Genomic DNA, 18,326 nt, shown 5'->3' with positions numbered 1-18,326 from the left:
TGTAAGGGAAAATTATTCGCCCATTGCTTTTATTAATGCTGCAGACATACGCTTGTAAGTTCCATTTACAAGACGTTCTCTAATTGCATCAAAAGCATCTAATGTTTCATTTACATCTTCTAAAGTATGAGTCGCAGTAGGAATCATACGTAATAAGATTAATCCTTTTGGTATTACTGGATAAACAACTATAGAACAGAAAATACCATAATTTTCTCTTAAATCTTTAACTAACGCCATAGCTTCTGGAATACTTCCGTTAAGATAAACAGGAGTTACACAACTTTGTGTAGTACCAATATCAAAACCACGCTCTTTTAACCCAGATTGTAAAGCGTCTACAATTTTCCATAAGTTTTGTTTTAACTCAGGCATTGTGCGTAACATATCTAAACGCTTTAAAGCTCCTTCTACTAATTGCATTTGTAGAGACTTTGCAAACATTTGAGAACGTAGATTATATTTTAAATAATCTATAATCTCTTGATCAGCAGCAATAAATGCTCCTGTACTAGCCATAGATTTTGCAAAGGTTGCAAAGTACACATCAATACCATCTTGTACACCTTGCTCTTCTCCTGCTCCTGCTCCTGTAGCTCCTAAAGTACCAAATCCATGAGCATCATCTACAAATAATCTAAAGTTGAATTTTTCTTTTAACGCTACAATCTCTTTTAAACGTCCTTGCTCACCACGCATTCCAAAAACACCTTCAGAAATTACTAAAATTCCTCCACCTGTTTGTTCTGCCATTTTTGTAGCACGCTCTAAGTTTTTTTCTAAACTTTCAATATCATTGTGCTTGTATGTAAAACGCTTACCGTGGTGTAATCTTACACCGTCAATGATACATGCATGTGCATCTACATCGTAAACAATAATATCGTCTTTAGATACTAAAGCATCTACTGTAGATACCATTCCTTGGTAACCAAAGTTTAATAAGTAAGCTGCTTCTTTATTAACAAATTCTGCTAACTCATTTTGTAGTTTTTCGTGTAAATCTGTGTGACCAGACATCATACGTGCTCCCATAGGGTAAGCAGAACCGTATTTTGCAGCAGCTTCTGCATCTACTTTTCTTACTTCTGGGTGATTAGCCAAACCTAAGTAATCGTTGATACTCCAAGTAATAACTTCTTTTCCTTGAAATTTCATACGATTTGAAATTTGCCCTTCTAATTTAGGGAATACAAAGTAACCTTCTGCTTGCGACGCCCATTTTCCTAACGGTCCTTTGTCTTTGTATATTTTCTCAAATAAGTCTTTCATCTTTAAATGATTATTAAGCCTATGGCTTAAGCTATTAGTATTTAGTTAGATTGGACAAAATTAGGCATTTTTATAATTCTTGCATAATTAATCTTCCAACTATTATTAACAAAAAAGTTAACCAAAATGAAATCTCATTAAGGCTAACTTTTATTTTATGATTTTATGCGTTATTTAACGTATTGAATGCTTTGAGCTGCTTCTTCATTTTGACTATCAAAAAAGCCTTGATCACTCATCCATTTGTCACTATAAACTTTGCTCATGTATCTTGATCCATGATCTGGAAAAATTACAACAACCTTATCTGTTGGCTTAAAGTAATCCTCTTCGTTTAATTGTTTTATAGCTTGCATTGCTGCTCCAGATGTGTAACCTACAAATAATCCTTCTGTTGTTGCAATCTCTCTTGCTGTGTGTGCACTTTCTTCGTCTGTTACTTTTACAAACTGATCGATTACATCAAAATCTGTTGCTGTTGGTATTAAGTTTTTACCTAACCCTTCAATACGATAAGGATAGATTTCATCTTTATCAAACTCACGCGTTTCATGATATTTTTTTAATACCGAACCGTATGCATCAACACCTATAACTTTGATATTTGGATTTTGTTCTTTTAAATACTTTGCAGTACCAGAAATTGTTCCTCCTGTACCACTACAAGCTACTAAATGCGTGATTTGACCTTCAGTTTGGTTCCAAATTTCTGGACCTGTTGAATGATAATGCGCATCTAAATTTAATTGATTAAAATATTGGTTAATGTAAACCGATCCTTTAATCTCACTATGTAAGCGTTTTGCTACCTCATAATAGCTTCTTGGGTCATCTGCACTTACGTTTGCTGGGCAAACATAAACTTTTGCACCCATAGTTTTAAGCATGTCTATTTTGTCTGCTGAAGACTTAGAGCTTACAGCTAAAATACAATCGTAACCTTTAATAACACTTACCATTGCTAAACTAAATCCTGTGTTACCAGAAGTAGTTTCGATAATAGTATCACCTGGTTTAATTATACCTTGCTTTTCTGCTTGTTCAATAATGTATAAAGCTATACGATCTTTTGAGGAGTGTCCTGGGTTAAAAGCCTCTACCTTAGCGTGGTAGTTTCCTTTAAACTCAGACGTCATTTTGTTTAGTTTTATTAGCGGTGTATTACCGATTAGGTCTAATGCGCTATTAAAAACTTGTTTACTTTGTTCCATAAATGCTGTTTAAAAGCTACTTATTTTTCAGTTTTAATTACTAAAACCTGACAAAAATAAGCATTTTTTTTGATTAATCAGTAATTCCTTCTAAATAGAATAAAAAGGCATACTCTAATGCAACTTCTTTTAATGCTTCAAACCTTCCAGAAGCACCGCCATGACCTGCATCCATATCTGTTTTTAATAATAATAAATTATTATCTGTTTTTAACTCTCGTAATTTTGCTACCCATTTTGCTGGTTCCCAATATTGTACTTGAGAGTCATGTAATCCTGTAGTAACTAACAAATTAGGATATTGTTTTGCTTCTACATTATCATATGGTGAGTAGGATTTCATGTAATGATAGTAATCTTTATTGTTTGGGTTACCCCATTCGTCATATTCTCCTGTTGTTAATGGAATACTATCGTCTAACATCGTAGTTACGACATCTACAAATGGTACTGCTGCAATAACACCTTTATATAATTCTGGATTTAAATTGATGACTGCTCCCATTAATAATCCACCAGCACTTCCTCCCATAGCATATAAATGCTCTGAAGATGTATAATTTTGCTCTATTAAATATTTAGAACAGTCTATAAAATCTGTAAAAGTGTTCATTTTTTTAAGAAGTTTTCCGTCTTCGTACCACGGTCTTCCTAAATATTCACTACCTCTAATATGTGAAATTACATATATAAAACCTCTGTCTAACAAACTTAATCTAATCGTAGAGAAATAAGGATCTATAGTAGAGCCGTAACTTCCGTAAGCATATTGAAGTAAAGGGTTTGTACCATCTAATTTGATACCTTTTTTATAAACAACAGACATTGGTATTTTTTTACCGTCTCTAGCTCTTGCCCAAACTCTTTCAGAAGTGTAATTATCTTTATCAAAATTTTTATCTAAAACTTCTTGTTCCTTTTTAATTTCTTTAGTTTTTGACTTGAAATTATAATCGATTACAGAGCTTGGCTGTGTCAATGCATTAAAAGAATACCTTAACACATTACTATTAAAATCTGGGTTGTTACCTATACTTGCTGTATAAGTTTCACTTTCAAAATCAAGATAATAGTCTTCTTTATTATCCCAACTCATTATACGTAAAAGGTTTAATCCGTTTTTACGCTCGTTAACGACCAGATAATTTTTAAAAATCTCAATATCTTCTACTAAAACGTCTTCTCTGTGCGATAGTACATCTGTCCAATTTTCTTTTGTTGTAGCTGTTTCTGGCGTTTTTTGAACCTTAAAATTAGTCGCTCCATCTTTATTGGTGATAATGTAAAAACTATCGTTATAGTGTGCTATAGAATACTCTAAATCTCGCTCTCTAGTTTGAAATACTTTAAAGTCGCCTTCAGGATTATTAGCCGATAAAATTCTATATTCTGAAGTCTGTGTACTAGAACTACCAATAATTAAGTATTTTCTTGATTTTGATTTATATATATAAGTATGAAACGTATCATCTTCTTCAACAAAAACCAATCTATCATCTGCAACCTTTTCTCCTATTTTATGACTGAAAATTTTATCCGATCTTAAAGTAACTTCATCTTTTTTAGCATAGAAAATAGTTTTATTATCACTAGCCCAAGTAGAACTTCCCGTCGTATTTTCTATAGTATCATCTAAAATCTCTCCAGTAATTAAATTTTTAATTTTTATGGTATATTGTCTACGACTAACAGTATCTATTGAAAATGATACTAACGTATTATCCTCACTTACAGAAAAACCACCTAATTTAAAGTAAGAATAGCCTTTAGCCATTTGGTTACAATCAAACAAAATTTCTTCTTCAGCGTCTAAGGTTTCTTTTTTTCTGGTGTAAATTGGGTAATCTTTTCCTAGCTCAAATTTGGTGATATACCAGTATCCGTTAAATTTATAAGGTACACTTTGGTCATCTTCTTTTATACGAGATTTCATCTCTTCAAAAAGAGATTTCTGAAAATCTTCTGTAGACTTTAAAACAGCATCTGTATAGTCATTTTCGGCATGTAAATAGTCTAAAACATTTTTATCTTCTCTTTGGTTTAACCAATAATAATTATCTACTCTTACATCATTATGTATGGTAAGCTCTTTTTTTATTTTTTTTGCTTTTGGAGCTATTAATTCAGAATTAAAATCTGTCATTTTAAGTTCATTTTTTTAGGAAAAAGCAAATGTAAAGTTAAATAACAAAACAGCTAAATCATTTAATGAATAATTGAGTTGAAATTTATCTATTGAAATTAATAAATTTGCAGTTATAATTTAAAAACTAATAAAGATGTTTGGAGACCTAATGGGAATGATGGGTAAGCTTAAAGAAACCCAAAAAAAAGTTGAAGAAACTAAAAAGCGTTTAAATACTGTTTTAGTTGATGAAAAAAGTAATGACAACTTATTGCAAGTTACTTTAACTGCCAATAGAGAAATAAAATCAATAAATATTGATGATGCTTTACTAAAAGACAAAGAGCAATTAGAAGACTATTTAATTTTAACTTTAAATAAAGCTATTACAAAAGCTACAGAAGTACATGAAACAGAAGTAGCAGCTGTTGCTAAAGATGGTATGCCAAATATACCTGGTATGGATATGTTTAAATAATAGTGTAAATAAAAAAAGGAAGCCAAATGGCTTCCTTTTTTATTATGTCGTTCTACTCTTATTTAGAGTTGATAACTCTAAACTGAGTACGTCTGTTTGCTAAGTGTTCTCTTTCTGTACAAGATACACCATCAGAACATCTGTTAGTTAATCTTGACTCACCATAACCGTTAGAAGTAATTCTTGAAGAATTAATTCCTTTAGAAATTAAATAATTAGTTACAGCTTGTGCTCTTCTCTCTGATAATAATCTGTTAGATTCTTTAGATCCTCTAGAGTCTGTATGAGAAGCAATCTCTACAGATACACCATCTGCTAATACTGGTAATAATTTAGCATCTATTTCTGCTTTTGCTGCAGGTGTTAAAGTTGCAGAACCTAAATTCCAGTTTATGTTAAGGTCATTATACTCTACTAACTTACAGTCAACTTCTTTCCAAGTTGTTAAACCTCCTTTAGTTTGTAAAACTTCTTTTGTAACTGTTTTATTAACAGCAGGTACAACAGACTCTTCTACTCTAGCATCTGAAGCTAAAACAGTTTTCTTGATTGTAGAACGTTTCTCTGCTATATCAATAGTTCTTGTAGTTGGAGGTGTAGACATAACCACACGCTTCATTGTTTGAGTAACTTCTGGAATAGCTACTACACGAGTTGTTTCTGGAGTAATGATTTTTTTCTTAACTGTTTTTGTAACAGCAGGAATATCAATAACTCTTGTTGTAGGAGGAGTTACCATTACAACACGCTCCATAGTTTTAGTTACTGCAGGCACTTCGATAACTCTTGTCGTTGGAGGAGTAACCATTACTGTTTTCTTAACTGTTTTTGTAACAGCAGGAATATCAATAACTCTTGTTGTTGCAGGAGTTTCTATAACTTTTTGAGTATAAGTAGCCATACCACAATCATCTGCTCCTCCATTAGAATTATCACATCCTGGAGTAGTTATTACAGAAGCATCTGAAGCTAATTCAGTAGTATTGATTGTAATGTTTTGTGCTGGTACACTTTTATAACACCAATATCTACAATCGTTAGGGTCACTTGATTGACACTCTGCAGCTGGTGTATCGCTCATTTCCCACTTTGCAGTTGCAGGTTTAACCTCTATAACTTGGTAACTAGAAGTAAATTTAGCTGGTACAACTTTTAAAGTGTTACCAAATTCTCTTTTCTTATATGTAATAGTTTGTGTTCCCCAAACAGCAGGAATTACTTCTAATTTTTGACTTGCAGATTGAACAACTACTGTTTCTTCTCTTGTTTCGTATTTAGCAGGAATAACCTCTAAACGTTGCGTTGCTGGTTGAGTTACTACTTCAAAAGTACGAGTTTCGTAAACAGCAGGAACTACTTCTAATCTTTGGCTAGCTTCTTGTACAACAACTGTTTCCTCTTCGTAAGAAACTGATGATGGTATGATTTCTAATTTTTGACTTGCCTCTTGTACTACTACATCAAAATTTTGAGTTTCGTACTTTGCTGGAACTACTGATAATTCTGTTCCTGCTTTTTGCACAATAACTTCTTCTGTTACCGTGTTGTAACTAGCTGGCACAACAGATAGCTTTTTATAAGCTGGTGCCACTTGTACTGTTACATCTTGGTTTACCCATACATCTGGAGTAACACAACGAACGTAACATTTTCCTGGTTCAGGATTTGTTGGTAAGTCTTGTGCAAATACTGCTGTACAGGCTACAAAAGACAAAATCGTTAGTAATACTTTTTTCATTTTTTGTTAATTTAAGTTTATAAATAGATTAATAAAAGACTGTAAATTAGCATCTTACAACTAATTTCAGACAAAAAAAGCACTATTCAAACTTATTTTAACATTAACTGTTAAGAAAAACTAAAAAATCGATAAAATGCATAAAAAAACGACATAAACAACTTCTAAATTATATTAAATTTATTTTTAAAAAAATGACTTAATTACATTTTCTAACATATCAACTTCATTATCAGTAATTTCCAAATGCGTTACCATTCTTAGTTTGTTATTTCCCATATTGGTGATAAGAATTTTATTGTCAGAAAGCGATTTCAAAAACTTTTCGCTTGTTTCTTCATACAATTCAAAAATAACGATGTTTGTTTCTACTGACTCTACATTTTTAATGTAATTAGATTGTTGTAATAATTCTGCTATATACTTTGCTTTTTTATGGTCTTCAGATAATCTTTCAATATTATTATCTAAAGCATACAAACCTGCAGCAGCAAGAAAACCTACTTGTCGCATGCCTCCACCTAATATCTTTCTAATTCGTATTGCGTTTTCCATAATTGCTTTATCACCTACTAAAACGGATCCAACAGGACAACCTAAACCTTTACTTAAGCAAACAGATATGGTATCAAAAGCTTTACCGTATTGTTCTGTAGTTTCTTCTTTTGCTACTAAAGCATTCCATAATCTTGCACCATCTAAATGAAATCCTAAGTTATGTGTTTTACAAAGTGATTTTATTTTTAATATTTCGTCAAAATCCCAACATGCGCCGCCACCTTTGTTTGTGGTATTTTCAATTTCGACTAATCTGGTTAACGGGCTATGATAAAAATCTGGTGGATTTATTGCTTCTTCAACCTGTTTTGCAGTAAACATTCCTCGATTACCATCTATTAATTTACAAGAAACACCACTATTAAAAGATGCTCCACCACCTTCATAATTAAAAATATGAGCATATTTATCGCAAATTACTTGGTCACCAGGATTGGTGTGTAATTTAATAGCAGTTTGATTAGCCATAGTCCCACTAGGAAAAAACAATGCTTTTTCTTTTCCAAAAAGATTAGCTATTTTTTCTTCTAAAGCGTTAACAGTTTCATCTTCATTATACACATCATCACCAACTTTAGCCTGCATCATTGCCTCAAGCATTTTTGGTGTTGGTTTAGTTACCGTATCACTTCTTAAATCTATAATCATTAGTATATTTTTTTAGAGATAAAACTATAAATATTGTTTTAATAAATTTTAGAATCTTACTAATAATTTTATTTTTGTTTCAAACAATATATTATATGATTACAACAGATCAAATTAAAGATCTTAATAAACGCCTTAAGTCTTTAAGGCAATATCTTTGACTTAGATGCAAAGACAATAGAGCTTCGTAACGAAGAAGAAAAAACATTTGACCCGAATTTTTGGAATGATTCTAAAGCTGCAGAGCAAGTCATGAAATCCATCAGAGAAAAGAAAAAATGGATAGAAGACTATGACAATGCTAAAACTTATATTGAAGATTTAGAAGTTATATACGAGTTTTTTAAAGAAGAGGAAGCTAGCTTAGAAGATGTAGAATCAAGGTTTGAAAAAGCAGAAACTGCTATAGAAAATCTTGAATTTAAAAATATGCTTTCTGAAGAAGGTGATAGCCTAAGCGCTGTTTTACAAATAACAGCTGGTGCTGGTGGTACAGAAAGCTGCGATTGGGCAAGTATGCTTATGCGTATGTATTTAATGTACGCAGAAAAAAATGGTTTTAAGGTAAAAGAACTTAACTTTCAAGAAGGTGATGTTGCAGGTATAAAAACAGTGACTTTAGAAATTGAAGGCGACTTTGCTTTTGGATGGTTAAAAGGAGAAAACGGTGTCCATAGATTAGTAAGAATTTCGCCATTTGATAGTAACGCAAAACGACATACAAGTTTTGCTTCTGTTTATGTTTATCCTTTGGTTGATGATACTATTGAAATCGAAATTAACCCAGCAGATATTGAAATTACTACTGCTAGATCAAGTGGTGCCGGAGGACAAAATGTAAATAAAGTTGAAACTAAAGTGCAGTTAACACACAAACCTACCGGAATTCAAATTTCATGCTCAGAAACACGATCGCAACACGATAATCGTGCTCGTGCCTTACAAATGCTAAAATCTCAGCTTTATGAAATTGAACTTCAAAAACAAATGGCACAACGTGATGATATTGAAGCTGGTAAAATGAAAATTGAATGGGGAAGCCAAATACGTAACTATGTTATGCATCCATATAAGTTAGTTAAAGACGTACGTTCTGGTCACGAAACTGGAAATGTAGACGCTGTAATGGATGGTCACATAGAACCATTTTTAAAGTCTTATTTAATGATGATGGGGCAACAAACCGAAGACAATAATAATCTTTAAAAAATTAATATGATTAAAATATATCACAACCCAAGATGTAGAAAATCTAGAGAAGGATTACAAATTCTTGAAGAATCAGGTAAAGATTTTGAAATTGTTAAATATTTAGAAAATACGCCTACAAAAGAAGAACTTTCTGATATCATAAAACTACTAGGTATTAAACCAATTGACTTAGTTAGAAAAAACGAATCTATTTGGAAAGAAAACTACAAAAACAAACAATTGTCTGATAATGAAATTATTACAGCAATGATTGAAAATCCTAAGTTAATAGAACGACCAATTGTTGTAAATAAAGATAAAGCTATTGTTGGAAGACCACCTGAAAATATTAAAAAAATTATTTAAATTGTATCGCTATTAATCATTAATATTTAAAATCATAAATAATTATAGAGTAATAAAATTTCCCCTTAAACGATAATGATAGTAATATATCACAACCCAGACTCTCCAAACTCAAATAAGTGTTTAGAAATTTTAGAGACAAGTAAACATGATCAAGAAGCTATCAAATATCAGGATAAACCTTTAGATAAAATAAAACTTCAAAAAATAATAAAGCTTCTTAAAATTAATCCAGAAGAACTAATTAGGAAAGAAAGTAAAGTCTGGAAAGAAAATTTTGATCACTTGCATCAAGATGATCATAAGTTTAATAACGAAGAGCTTTTGGATCTAATGGTTGAGTATCAAGAAATTATTGAAAGACCAATAATTATTAACGGAGAAAAAGCCGTAATAGGAAAACCTGCAAAACGTATTTTTGATATAATTCCAGACTAATTAACGTACGTTAACACTATTCATTTTTATTTAACAAAGCTTTAACCAAGTCAGGTTAAACCTGTAAGTATTTTTGGCGTCTTAGAACAAAAACCTAATTATGACTAAAAAAATACTAACCAGTTTTATTCTTTTATTTACAACGCTAATTTTTGCTCAGAACGAAAAAGAAATTACAGTAAAAGGTAAAATTGTAGACGCTAGCACTCAAACACCATTAGAATACGCAACAATTGTATTTACTAGCACAACAGATGCAAGTGATGTTACCGGAGGAATAACAGATACCAAAGGTAATTACAACATTAAAGTTGCAGCAGGAACTTATAACATTTCATACGAATATATAGGCTTTAAAAAGCTAACAATCAATAACAAATCAATTACTAGCAATACAAACTTAGGTACCACTTCCCTATCTGTAGATGCTGAAACTTTAGATGAAATTGAAATCGTTGCCGAAAAAACTACTGTAGACATTAGACTTGATAAAAAAATCTACAACATTGGTAAAGATTTAACGACAGCTGGAGGAACTGTAAGTGATGCTTTAAATAATGTCCCTTCAGTTTCTGTAGATATAGAAGGTGGTATTAGTTTAAGAGGTAACGAAAATGTTAGAATTTTAATCAACGGTAAACCATCTGCTCTTGCTGGTTTTGGAGACAGCAATGTGTTAAGTCAGCTTCCTGCAGAAGCGATAGAGCGTGTAGAGGTTATTACATCGCCTTCTGCTAGATATGATGCCGAAGGTACTGCTGGTATTTTAAACATTATACTACGTCAAAAGGAAACTTTAGGGTTTAATGGATCTATTAATTTAAATGCTGGTAACCCAGATTTAGTTGGTGTTGCTACAACATTAAACTACAGAACAGAAAAATTCAACCTATTTTCAAACATAGGTTTTAGATATTTTGATGCACCAAGAACAAGTGATAGTGACACCTATTATTTTGATTATTTAGATGAAGACGGTATTTTACAAACACCAGAATATAGACAAATTATAGAAGACCAAGATGTTACTAGACTTAATCGTAATTATAACGGTAACATTGGTATGGAATACTTCTTATCAGATAAAACCTCTTTAACAGGAAGTTTTTTCTATAGATATGGTGAAGATGCAGATTTATCAACAAATATTTCAGAACGTTATAATGGTGGTTTAGTAGAACAAACTACAAGATACGAGCGTCAAAATGAAGAAGATAATAGCTACCAATTCGCATTAAATTACATCACTAAATTTGATGATAAAGGTCATCAATTAACTGCAGATTTTCAATATGTAATTGATAAAGAAGAGCAATTTACATTTTTAGATGAAAATTATGATTTTACCGAAGATGCTAACCCAGAACCATTTCAAAGAGAACAAATTTATCAAACAGAAGATCAAAAAGAATATTTAGTACAGGCAGATTATGTATTACCAATTGGTGAAGATTCTAGATTCGAAGCTGGTTACCGAGGTAGTTTTCAAAATGAAGTAACAGACTATCTTTTAGAACAAGAAAACATTACAGATGGATCTTTATTTGTAAACGATACTATTACAAACGTTTTTGATTATTCAGAAAACGTAAATGCACTTTACACGCAATACGGTACCAAATTAGGTAAATTCTCTTTTTTATTAGGTCTTAGATTAGAGCATACACAATTAAAAGGAAAAATTGACTCAAGATTATCAGATCAAGAATTAAACGACGCTTTTGGCTTTCCGATTGATACAGATTTTGATAAAAACTATTTAGGTTTATTCCCAACAGTAAACTTAATTTATAATCTAGCAAAAGAAGATCAGAAAGAAGAAAGTATAACACTAGGTTACAACAGACGTATAAACAGACCACGTGGTTGGTTTATCAACCCTTTTCCTACCAGATCAAGTAGAACAAGAGTTTTTCAAGGTAATCCAAACTTAGACCCAGCATTTTCTAGCACCTTTGATTTAGGATATTTAAAGCGTTGGGATAAATTAACATTAACTACATCTGTGTACTACCAACACGAAACAGATTCTTTTGAGCGTGTACAAGAAAACACCGGTAGTGTAACAACAGATGGTATTAATATTATTAGAACAATTCCTGTTAACTTATCTACAAACAAACGTACTGGAGCCGAACTTGGTGTGTTATACAACCCAGAAAAATGGTTACGTTTAAACTCTAGTATTAACTTCTTTCAATTTAATACAGAAGGAGAATTTAACGGTGTAGATTACAGCGCAAAAAACACAAGTTGGTTTGCTAGATTTAGTAGTAAAGTAACTTTACCAGCAAAAATAGATTGGCAAACAAATGCATTTTATAGAGGTGCAAGATCTGATGCACAATCTGATACAGACGGTATTTTCTCTATGGATTTAGCATTTAGTAAAGAGATTTTTAAAGATAAAGCTACTTTATCTTTAAACGTAAGAGACTTATTTAACTCAAGAAAAAGAAACTCTGTTACAACAACAGCTACAGAACGTGTAACTTCAGAATTTCAATGGAGACAACGTCAAATTACCTTATCTATGATTTACAGATTTAATCAGAAAAAAGACCGTAATAGAGGTAACAGAAATAATGACTACAACGGTGATGACGAATTTGAAGGATAGTTTTTCAGTTAGCAGTTAGCAGTTAGCAGTTAGCAGTTAGCAAACTATAAAAAAGGGTTTATTAAATTGTAATAAACCCTTTTTTTATATCCTAAAATATCAATCAACTGTCATTCCGAAGAATTGAGGAATCTCATAATCTTAAATAAATAGATTCTTTGCTTTCATTTTGACTGCGCTCTATGAAACAGCTCTGAATAACAAAATCGTCTATAATTAACAGCATAAAAAAAGGGAAATTCTAAAACTAATTTAGAATTTCCCTTTTTAAATATGATTAATAAAAAGCTTAAGCCTGTTGTCTTTTTGCTTTTTTCTCTTCTTTAATTTCTTTTAAACGCTCTATTAAGCTTCCTCCAATCCAATAAGGAACTACAAATGTGATTAAAAAAATCATTAACCAAAAGCCTATGGTTAAGATAGTTAAAAATGCTAAAAAGCCTAAATATTGGTCAAATTCGAACATGATTACGTCTAATTACTTGTTTATTGTTACCGCAAAGATACTTATTACCTTTTTTTTAAACAACACTATCCTAAAAATTATTAACAAAGTTGTTAAGAATGTTGATTAATTCTCAGAAAGTTTGAGCATTATACCATTATGAGGTTGTCCCTTATGCCCTAAAAATATAGAGGAAATATTACTTAAGTCTGTTATTACGAATTCTCCCACAATATCTTTATTAAAACTATTAATATCTAATGGTGTTATTTCAATTGTAAATTTTCGTTTAAACTTCCATTTATAAATTTCTTTTTTAGTTTCAGAATAAACAACCTGTAAATAAAAATCTTCTCTAAAATTAAATCTAACCTTATCTGCATACTTTGTTAAAGTTACTATCATTTTATCTGAAGAACTATCAACAGTTTCAAAATCTACTAATTCCCATTGTTTTAATAATATACTTATATTAGGATTGTCTTTTTTTTGAGCAAAACTAATGGTGGAGCAAAACAAAAAGATAAAGAAGATTGACCTATTTAAATTCATGATATTAAAATAAATTATTATTAAACCACAATTTCGACAAATTATTCAACATCTCAAATACAAACCCTAAAAAGTATTTATTTCTTATTAACATTCACTTAATTAAGACCTCAATTTTTTATAAATTTGTAGTCTTATTTTTATAATCAACTATACCATGGAATACAGAATAGAAAAAGATACAATGGGCGAGGTTAAAGTGCCTGCAGACAAACTTTGGGGCGCACAAACAGAACGCTCTCGTAACAATTTTAAAATTGGTGCGCCAGCATCTATGCCTTTAGAAATTGTTTACGGTTTTGCTTACCTTAAAAAAGCTGCTGCTTACACTAACTGCGAGCTTGGCGTGTTACCGGTAGAAAAACGCGACCTTATTGCTAAGGTTTGTGACGAGATTTTAGTAGGTAAACATGATGATCAGTTTCCGTTAGTGATTTGGCAAACTGGTTCTGGTACACAATCTAACATGAATGTTAACGAGGTTATCGCTAACCGTGCGCATCAATTAGCTGGTAAAACTATTGGTGAAGGTGATAAAACCATCCAACCAAATGATGATGTTAACAAATCGCAGTCGTCTAACGATACCTTCCCTACAGGAATGCACATTGCAGCTTACTCAAAAATTGTAAAAACAACCATACCTGGTGTTAAACAATTACGCAATACTTTAAAAAAGAAATCTGAAGAATTTAAAAACGTTGTAAAAATTGGTCGTACACACTTAATGGATGCAACTCCATTAACGTTAGGACAAGAGTTTTCTGGATACGTATCTCAGTTAGATCACGGTTTAAAAGCACTAGAAAACACGTTAGACCACTTAAAAGAATTAGCGTTAGGTGGTACAGCTGTTGGTACAGGTCTAAACACACCGAAAGGTTACGATAAACGTGTAGCAGAATATATTGCTGAATTTACAGGTTTACCATTTATAACTGCACCAAATAAGTTTGAAGCGTTAGCTGCACATGATGCAATTGTAGAAAGTCATGGCGCTTTAAAACAAATTGCTGTGTCTTTAAATAAAATTGCTAACGATATACGTATGATGGCGTCTGGACCAAGATCTGGAATTGGAGAGATTATTATTCCTGCTAATGAACCAGGTAGTTCTATCATGCCAGGAAAAGTAAACCCAACACAATGCGAAGCTTTAACCATGGTTTGTGCGCAAGTTATGGGTAATGATGTGGCGATAACTGTTGGTGGTACACAAGGACATTACGAGCTTAACGTGTTTAAACCAGTTATGGCGGCTAATATTTTAGAGTCTGCACAATTAATTGGAGATGCTTGTGTAAGTTTTGATGTAAATTGTGCATCTGGTATAGAGCCAAACCACGCAGTGATTAAAGAATTATTAAACAATTCTTTAATGTTAGTGACTGCTTTAAATACAAAAATAGGTTACTACAAAGCTGCCGAAATTGCTAACACAGCACACAAAAACGGTACTACTTTAAAAGAAGAAGCAATTAATTTAGGTTATGTAAGCGCAGAAGATTATGACGAATGGGTAAAACCAGAAGACATGGTTGGAAGTCTTAAATAATAACTTTATATACTTTAAAAAAGGAAACCGTTAAAAATTAACTTTTTAACGGTTTTTTTGTGTGTGAGTTAGTTATTAATATGTGTGTAGTATTATAACAATACAATTATACTTAAAACATCAAGTTTATGCATTAACATATGTTAATGATTTAACTTATTTCTTATTCTGCTTAATTGCACAGGTGTAATACTTAAATAAGTTGCTATTTGATATTGAGGTATTAAATTATCGATATTTGGTATTTGTTTTCTTAAACTCAAATATCGCTCTGTAGCATTCATACTTAAAAGCTCTTTATGTCTTACATCGTTTTGACATATTACATTTTCTAAATAACTAAAATGAAACTTTAATATATCAGGATGTTGTTCTCTTAAATTAATGTATTCGTTATAATTTGTAACTATTACAGTACATTTTGTTAATGTTGCATAATAACAATCTGCCGGTATTTGTTTGATAATAGCATTAAAAGAAGTAAAAATATCTAAAGGTTTATAAATTGCTTTTGTAAATTCTTTACCTTTTTCATTTACAAAATAAGATCTACAATACCCATCAATAATAACATAAACGCTGTTAGGTATATCTCCAACATTTTCTAAAATTGTTCCAGCTTTAAGCTCTCTAACTTCTGTTATTTCTTTTAAAAGGTGCAAAGACTCATAAGAAATATCATAAAACTCACTTACATTATCTTTAAATGCTTGTATTAAGTCAGGTGTTATCATTTGATATTTTAAGGGATGTTTGATTAAAATTAGTTAATCTTGACATAGTACAAAAAAGTTTTTGAAAAATTTGACTTAGATTTAAATATTCGACAAACTGCATTATTATTGAAAAGAACGAATATTTCAATTATAAATTTTTATTAAAATATCTATCTTTGAATTTCATCTAAAAATAACCATATGTCCATATTAATTACCAACATAAAATCATTACTTCAAGTTAGAGAAAATTGTCCATCGTTTATTTCAGGTAATGACATGAAAACGCTACCTACAATAGAAGATGCATATCTCTTAATAGAAGATGATACCATTATAAGTTATGGACCAATGGAAGATGCTGCTTCCATAGAAGCAGAAACCACTATTGATGCAACTGGTAAATTTGTGCTACCGACTTGGTGCGATTCTCATACGCACATTGTTTACGCTGGTAATCGTGAATTAGAGTTTGTAGACCGTATTAATGGGTTGACTTACGAAGAAATTGCCAATCGTGGTGGCGGAATTTTAAACAGTGCTAAAACACTTCAAAACACTTCTGAAGAAGAACTTTACAATCAATCTATTGCACGCGTTAAAACCGTTATGAAGTTAGGTACAGGCGCATTAGAAATTAAATCTGGTTACGGACTAACTCCAGAAGCAGAACTTAAAATGCTTCGTGTAATTAAACGCATAAAAAAAGAATTTCCTGTAAAAGTAAGAGCCACGTTTTTAGGTGCACATGCACTACCACAACATTATAAAAACAACAAACAAGGTTATTTAGATGAAATTATAAATGAAATGCTACCGCAAATTGAAAAAGAGCAATTAGCAGACTACATTGATATTTTTTGCGAAAAAGGATATTTTGATTTAGATGATACTAAACAAATCATAGAAGCTGGTAAAAAACATCATATGGCTTCAAAAATACACGTAAATCAATTTAATGCTTTTGGAGGCGTAGCGTTAGCTGTAGAAAACAATGCTTTAAGCGTAGATCATTTAGAAGAAATGAATGATGAAGACATTGAAGTTTTAAAAGGTAGTAATACCATGCCGGTTGCGTTACCGTCTTGCTCCTACTTTTTAAGTATTCCGTATACTCCTGCAAGAAAAATGATTGATGCAGGTTTACCTTTAGCTTTAGCTACAGATTATAATCCTGGATCGACACCAAGTGGTAATATGAATTTTGTCGTAAGTACAGCTTGCATAAAAATGAAAATGACACCAGAAGAAGCTATTAATGCAGCAACCATTAATGGTGCTTACGCTATGGGTATAGACAAACAATACGGAAGTATCACCAGAGGTAAAAAAGCAAATGTTATTATTACTAAACAAATACCTAGTTACTATTATTTACCGTATTCTTTTGGAGAAAATAATATAGAAACTGTAATTATTAACGGTCAAATTATAGCATAAAAAAAGTCCAAAAATTAATTTGGACTTTAATGGAATAATTAACAATATCTACATTGTTACTGAATATTATTTAAGTGTAAATTCAGAGCTAGATACCAATTCGTTTCCGTTAAATACGTTTACTTGATAGCGACCATCCTCAAACTTATCATCTGTGTTATTACTTACAAACTCGCAAATATCTAAGTTTCCGCTTTCGTAGTTAAACTTACTTATAACGCTATAATTTAATGTTTGTTCTCCAAAAGTTACCTGTTGATTTGCTCCTAAAATATTGTTTTTAGGATCAATAACTTGCACGTATAGCTCTTTATCTCCAGATTGTACTAACTTGTTTTTAGCAACAGTATAGCATACTCTAATTTTATCTACACGTCTAGCTCTTTCCATAGGCACTAACTTACCATTATTACGCACTAAAACACCATATCCTTTAAGGTTTACTGTATTTAAAACAGCTGCATTTTCCATAACTTCAGCTAATGCTGTATTTTGTATCATTAAAGAGTCATTAAACATTGCTCTTTCTTCAAGTTGTACTTTTGTACTATCTAAAGTCGTTGCAAGCTGCATATTCTCTACTTTTAAACGGTCATTTTCTGTTAATAGAACATCCATTTCTTCTTGTAATGCAAGATACTTTTGTTTGTACCTCCATAAACTTTTTACGTTAGTTTCTGCAGTTTGTAAAGAATCTATAAGACCTTGTATTCTTTCTCTTGCATCTACTAAATTTTGATTAGTCACTTCGTTTTCGCTTAATGCCAAGTCGTACTTAGACTTCATTGCATTTAAGTTGGCTAATACATCATTTTTTTCTGTTTTTAATTGCTGCTCTGTTTCTTGTTTTTCGCTATATAAAGATCCAGTATAAACAGCTGTACCAATAAATAACACTAAAGCTATACCTAATGCTACTTTTAATCCTGTGCTTGCAGTGTTGTTTGCCATAATATTTAATTTTTTTTAAGGG

At 31.4% G+C, this 18,326-nt stretch carries 16 protein-coding genes; 7 read left to right on the top strand and 9 right to left on the bottom strand.

The window, feature by feature from the left end; genetic code table 11:
- Window positions 1-12: 12 nt before the first annotated feature.
- The 3 genes from WA340_RS10440 to WA340_RS10430 form a co-directional block, all read right to left on the bottom strand.
- Complete coding sequence (locus WA340_RS10440; protein ID WP_336128967.1) at window positions 13-1,272, bottom strand: aminotransferase class I/II-fold pyridoxal phosphate-dependent enzyme; 1,260 nt, start codon at window positions 1,270-1,272, stop codon at window positions 13-15.
- A 170-nt stretch (window positions 1,273-1,442) separates the two neighbouring features.
- Window positions 1,443-2,483, bottom strand: coding sequence for a PLP-dependent cysteine synthase family protein (locus WA340_RS10435; protein ID WP_336128965.1), 1,041 nt, complete (start codon window positions 2,481-2,483; stop codon window positions 1,443-1,445).
- Between the two features lie 73 nt (window positions 2,484-2,556).
- Window positions 2,557-4,626, bottom strand: a complete 2,070-nt coding sequence (locus WA340_RS10430; RefSeq protein WP_336128963.1) for a S9 family peptidase — start codon at window positions 4,624-4,626, stop codon at window positions 2,557-2,559.
- Between the two features lie 136 nt (window positions 4,627-4,762).
- Here WA340_RS10430 and WA340_RS10425 point away from each other — a divergent pair, with 136 nt between their 5' ends.
- Window positions 4,763-5,086, top strand: a complete 324-nt coding sequence (locus tag WA340_RS10425; RefSeq protein WP_106677936.1) for a YbaB/EbfC family nucleoid-associated protein — start codon at window positions 4,763-4,765, stop codon at window positions 5,084-5,086.
- 58 nt (window positions 5,087-5,144) lie between these two features.
- On the opposite strand, the gene WA340_RS10420 is transcribed toward WA340_RS10425, so the two are convergent.
- Window positions 5,145-6,824, bottom strand: coding sequence for an OmpA family protein (locus WA340_RS10420; RefSeq protein WP_336128960.1), 1,680 nt, complete (start codon window positions 6,822-6,824; stop codon window positions 5,145-5,147).
- A gap of 186 nt (window positions 6,825-7,010) precedes the next feature.
- A complete protein-coding gene (locus WA340_RS10415) occupies window positions 7,011-8,030 on the bottom strand; it encodes a threonine aldolase family protein (protein WP_336128958.1) in 1,020 nt (339 codons plus the stop codon).
- Between the two features lie 95 nt (window positions 8,031-8,125).
- Here WA340_RS10415 and prfB point away from each other — a divergent pair.
- The 4 genes from prfB to WA340_RS10395 all read left to right on the top strand — a co-directional run bounded on the left by prfB (window position 8,126) and on the right by WA340_RS10395 (window position 12,645).
- Window positions 8,126-9,236, top strand: a protein-coding gene (prfB, locus tag WA340_RS10410; RefSeq protein ID WP_146131294.1) for a peptide chain release factor 2 whose coding sequence is annotated in 2 segments (ribosomal slippage) — window positions 8,126-8,188 and window positions 8,190-9,236 — 1,110 coding nt in all. Because the reading frame shifts where the segments join, the coding sequence is not laid out codon by codon here.
- A gap of 9 nt (window positions 9,237-9,245) precedes the next feature.
- The gene (gene arsC / locus WA340_RS10405) at window positions 9,246-9,587 is read left to right on the top strand and encodes an arsenate reductase (glutaredoxin) (RefSeq protein ID WP_336128956.1); all 342 of its coding nucleotides are present in this window, start codon (window positions 9,246-9,248) and stop codon (window positions 9,585-9,587) included.
- Window positions 9,588-9,662: 75 nt separating this feature from the next.
- On the top strand, window positions 9,663-10,025 hold the full coding sequence (locus tag WA340_RS10400) for an ArsC/Spx/MgsR family protein (RefSeq protein WP_336128955.1): 363 nt from the start codon (window positions 9,663-9,665) through the stop codon (window positions 10,023-10,025).
- Window positions 10,026-10,125: 100 nt separating this feature from the next.
- The gene (locus WA340_RS10395; protein WP_336128953.1) at window positions 10,126-12,645 is read left to right on the top strand and encodes a TonB-dependent receptor domain-containing protein; all 2,520 of its coding nucleotides are present in this window, start codon (window positions 10,126-10,128) and stop codon (window positions 12,643-12,645) included.
- Window positions 12,646-12,934: 289 nt separating this feature from the next.
- Here WA340_RS10395 and WA340_RS10390 read toward each other — a convergent pair whose 3' ends face one another.
- Window positions 12,935-13,111 (bottom strand): hypothetical protein, encoded by a 177-nt coding sequence (locus WA340_RS10390; protein ID WP_027878899.1) that lies wholly within the window; start codon window positions 13,109-13,111, stop codon window positions 12,935-12,937.
- A 105-nt stretch (window positions 13,112-13,216) separates the two neighbouring features.
- Window positions 13,217-13,609, bottom strand: coding sequence for a hypothetical protein (locus WA340_RS10385; protein WP_336128951.1), 393 nt, complete (start codon window positions 13,607-13,609; stop codon window positions 13,217-13,219).
- Window positions 13,610-13,799: 190 nt separating this feature from the next.
- Between WA340_RS10385 and fumC the strand changes: the two genes are divergently transcribed.
- Window positions 13,800-15,197, top strand: a complete 1,398-nt coding sequence (gene fumC / locus WA340_RS10380) for a class II fumarate hydratase (RefSeq protein WP_336128949.1) — start codon at window positions 13,800-13,802, stop codon at window positions 15,195-15,197.
- 143 nt (window positions 15,198-15,340) lie between these two features.
- Here fumC and WA340_RS10375 read toward each other — a convergent pair whose 3' ends face one another.
- The gene (locus WA340_RS10375; protein WP_336128947.1) at window positions 15,341-15,931 is read right to left on the bottom strand and encodes a Crp/Fnr family transcriptional regulator; all 591 of its coding nucleotides are present in this window, start codon (window positions 15,929-15,931) and stop codon (window positions 15,341-15,343) included.
- Window positions 15,932-16,114: 183 nt separating this feature from the next.
- On the opposite strand from WA340_RS10375, the gene hutI reads away from it, so the two are divergent.
- Window positions 16,115-17,353 carry an imidazolonepropionase gene (hutI, locus tag WA340_RS10370; RefSeq protein WP_336128945.1) on the top strand — a complete coding sequence of 413 codons (1,239 nt, stop codon included), beginning with the start codon at window positions 16,115-16,117 and terminating at the stop codon, window positions 17,351-17,353.
- 66 nt (window positions 17,354-17,419) lie between these two features.
- Here the strand turns inward: hutI and WA340_RS10365 are convergent, their stop codons facing one another.
- Entirely contained in the window at window positions 17,420-18,304 is an 885-nt protein-coding gene (locus WA340_RS10365; protein WP_336128943.1) for a chromosome partitioning protein ParA, read from the bottom strand.
- Window positions 18,305-18,326: the final 22 nt, after the last annotated feature.

This window comes from Mesoflavibacter sp. CH_XMU1422-2 (assembly GCF_037029245.1).
Lineage (GTDB): Bacteria > Bacteroidota > Bacteroidia > Flavobacteriales > Flavobacteriaceae > Mesoflavibacter > Mesoflavibacter zeaxanthinifaciens.
This window is presented reverse-complemented; position numbering and strand designations above follow the sequence as displayed.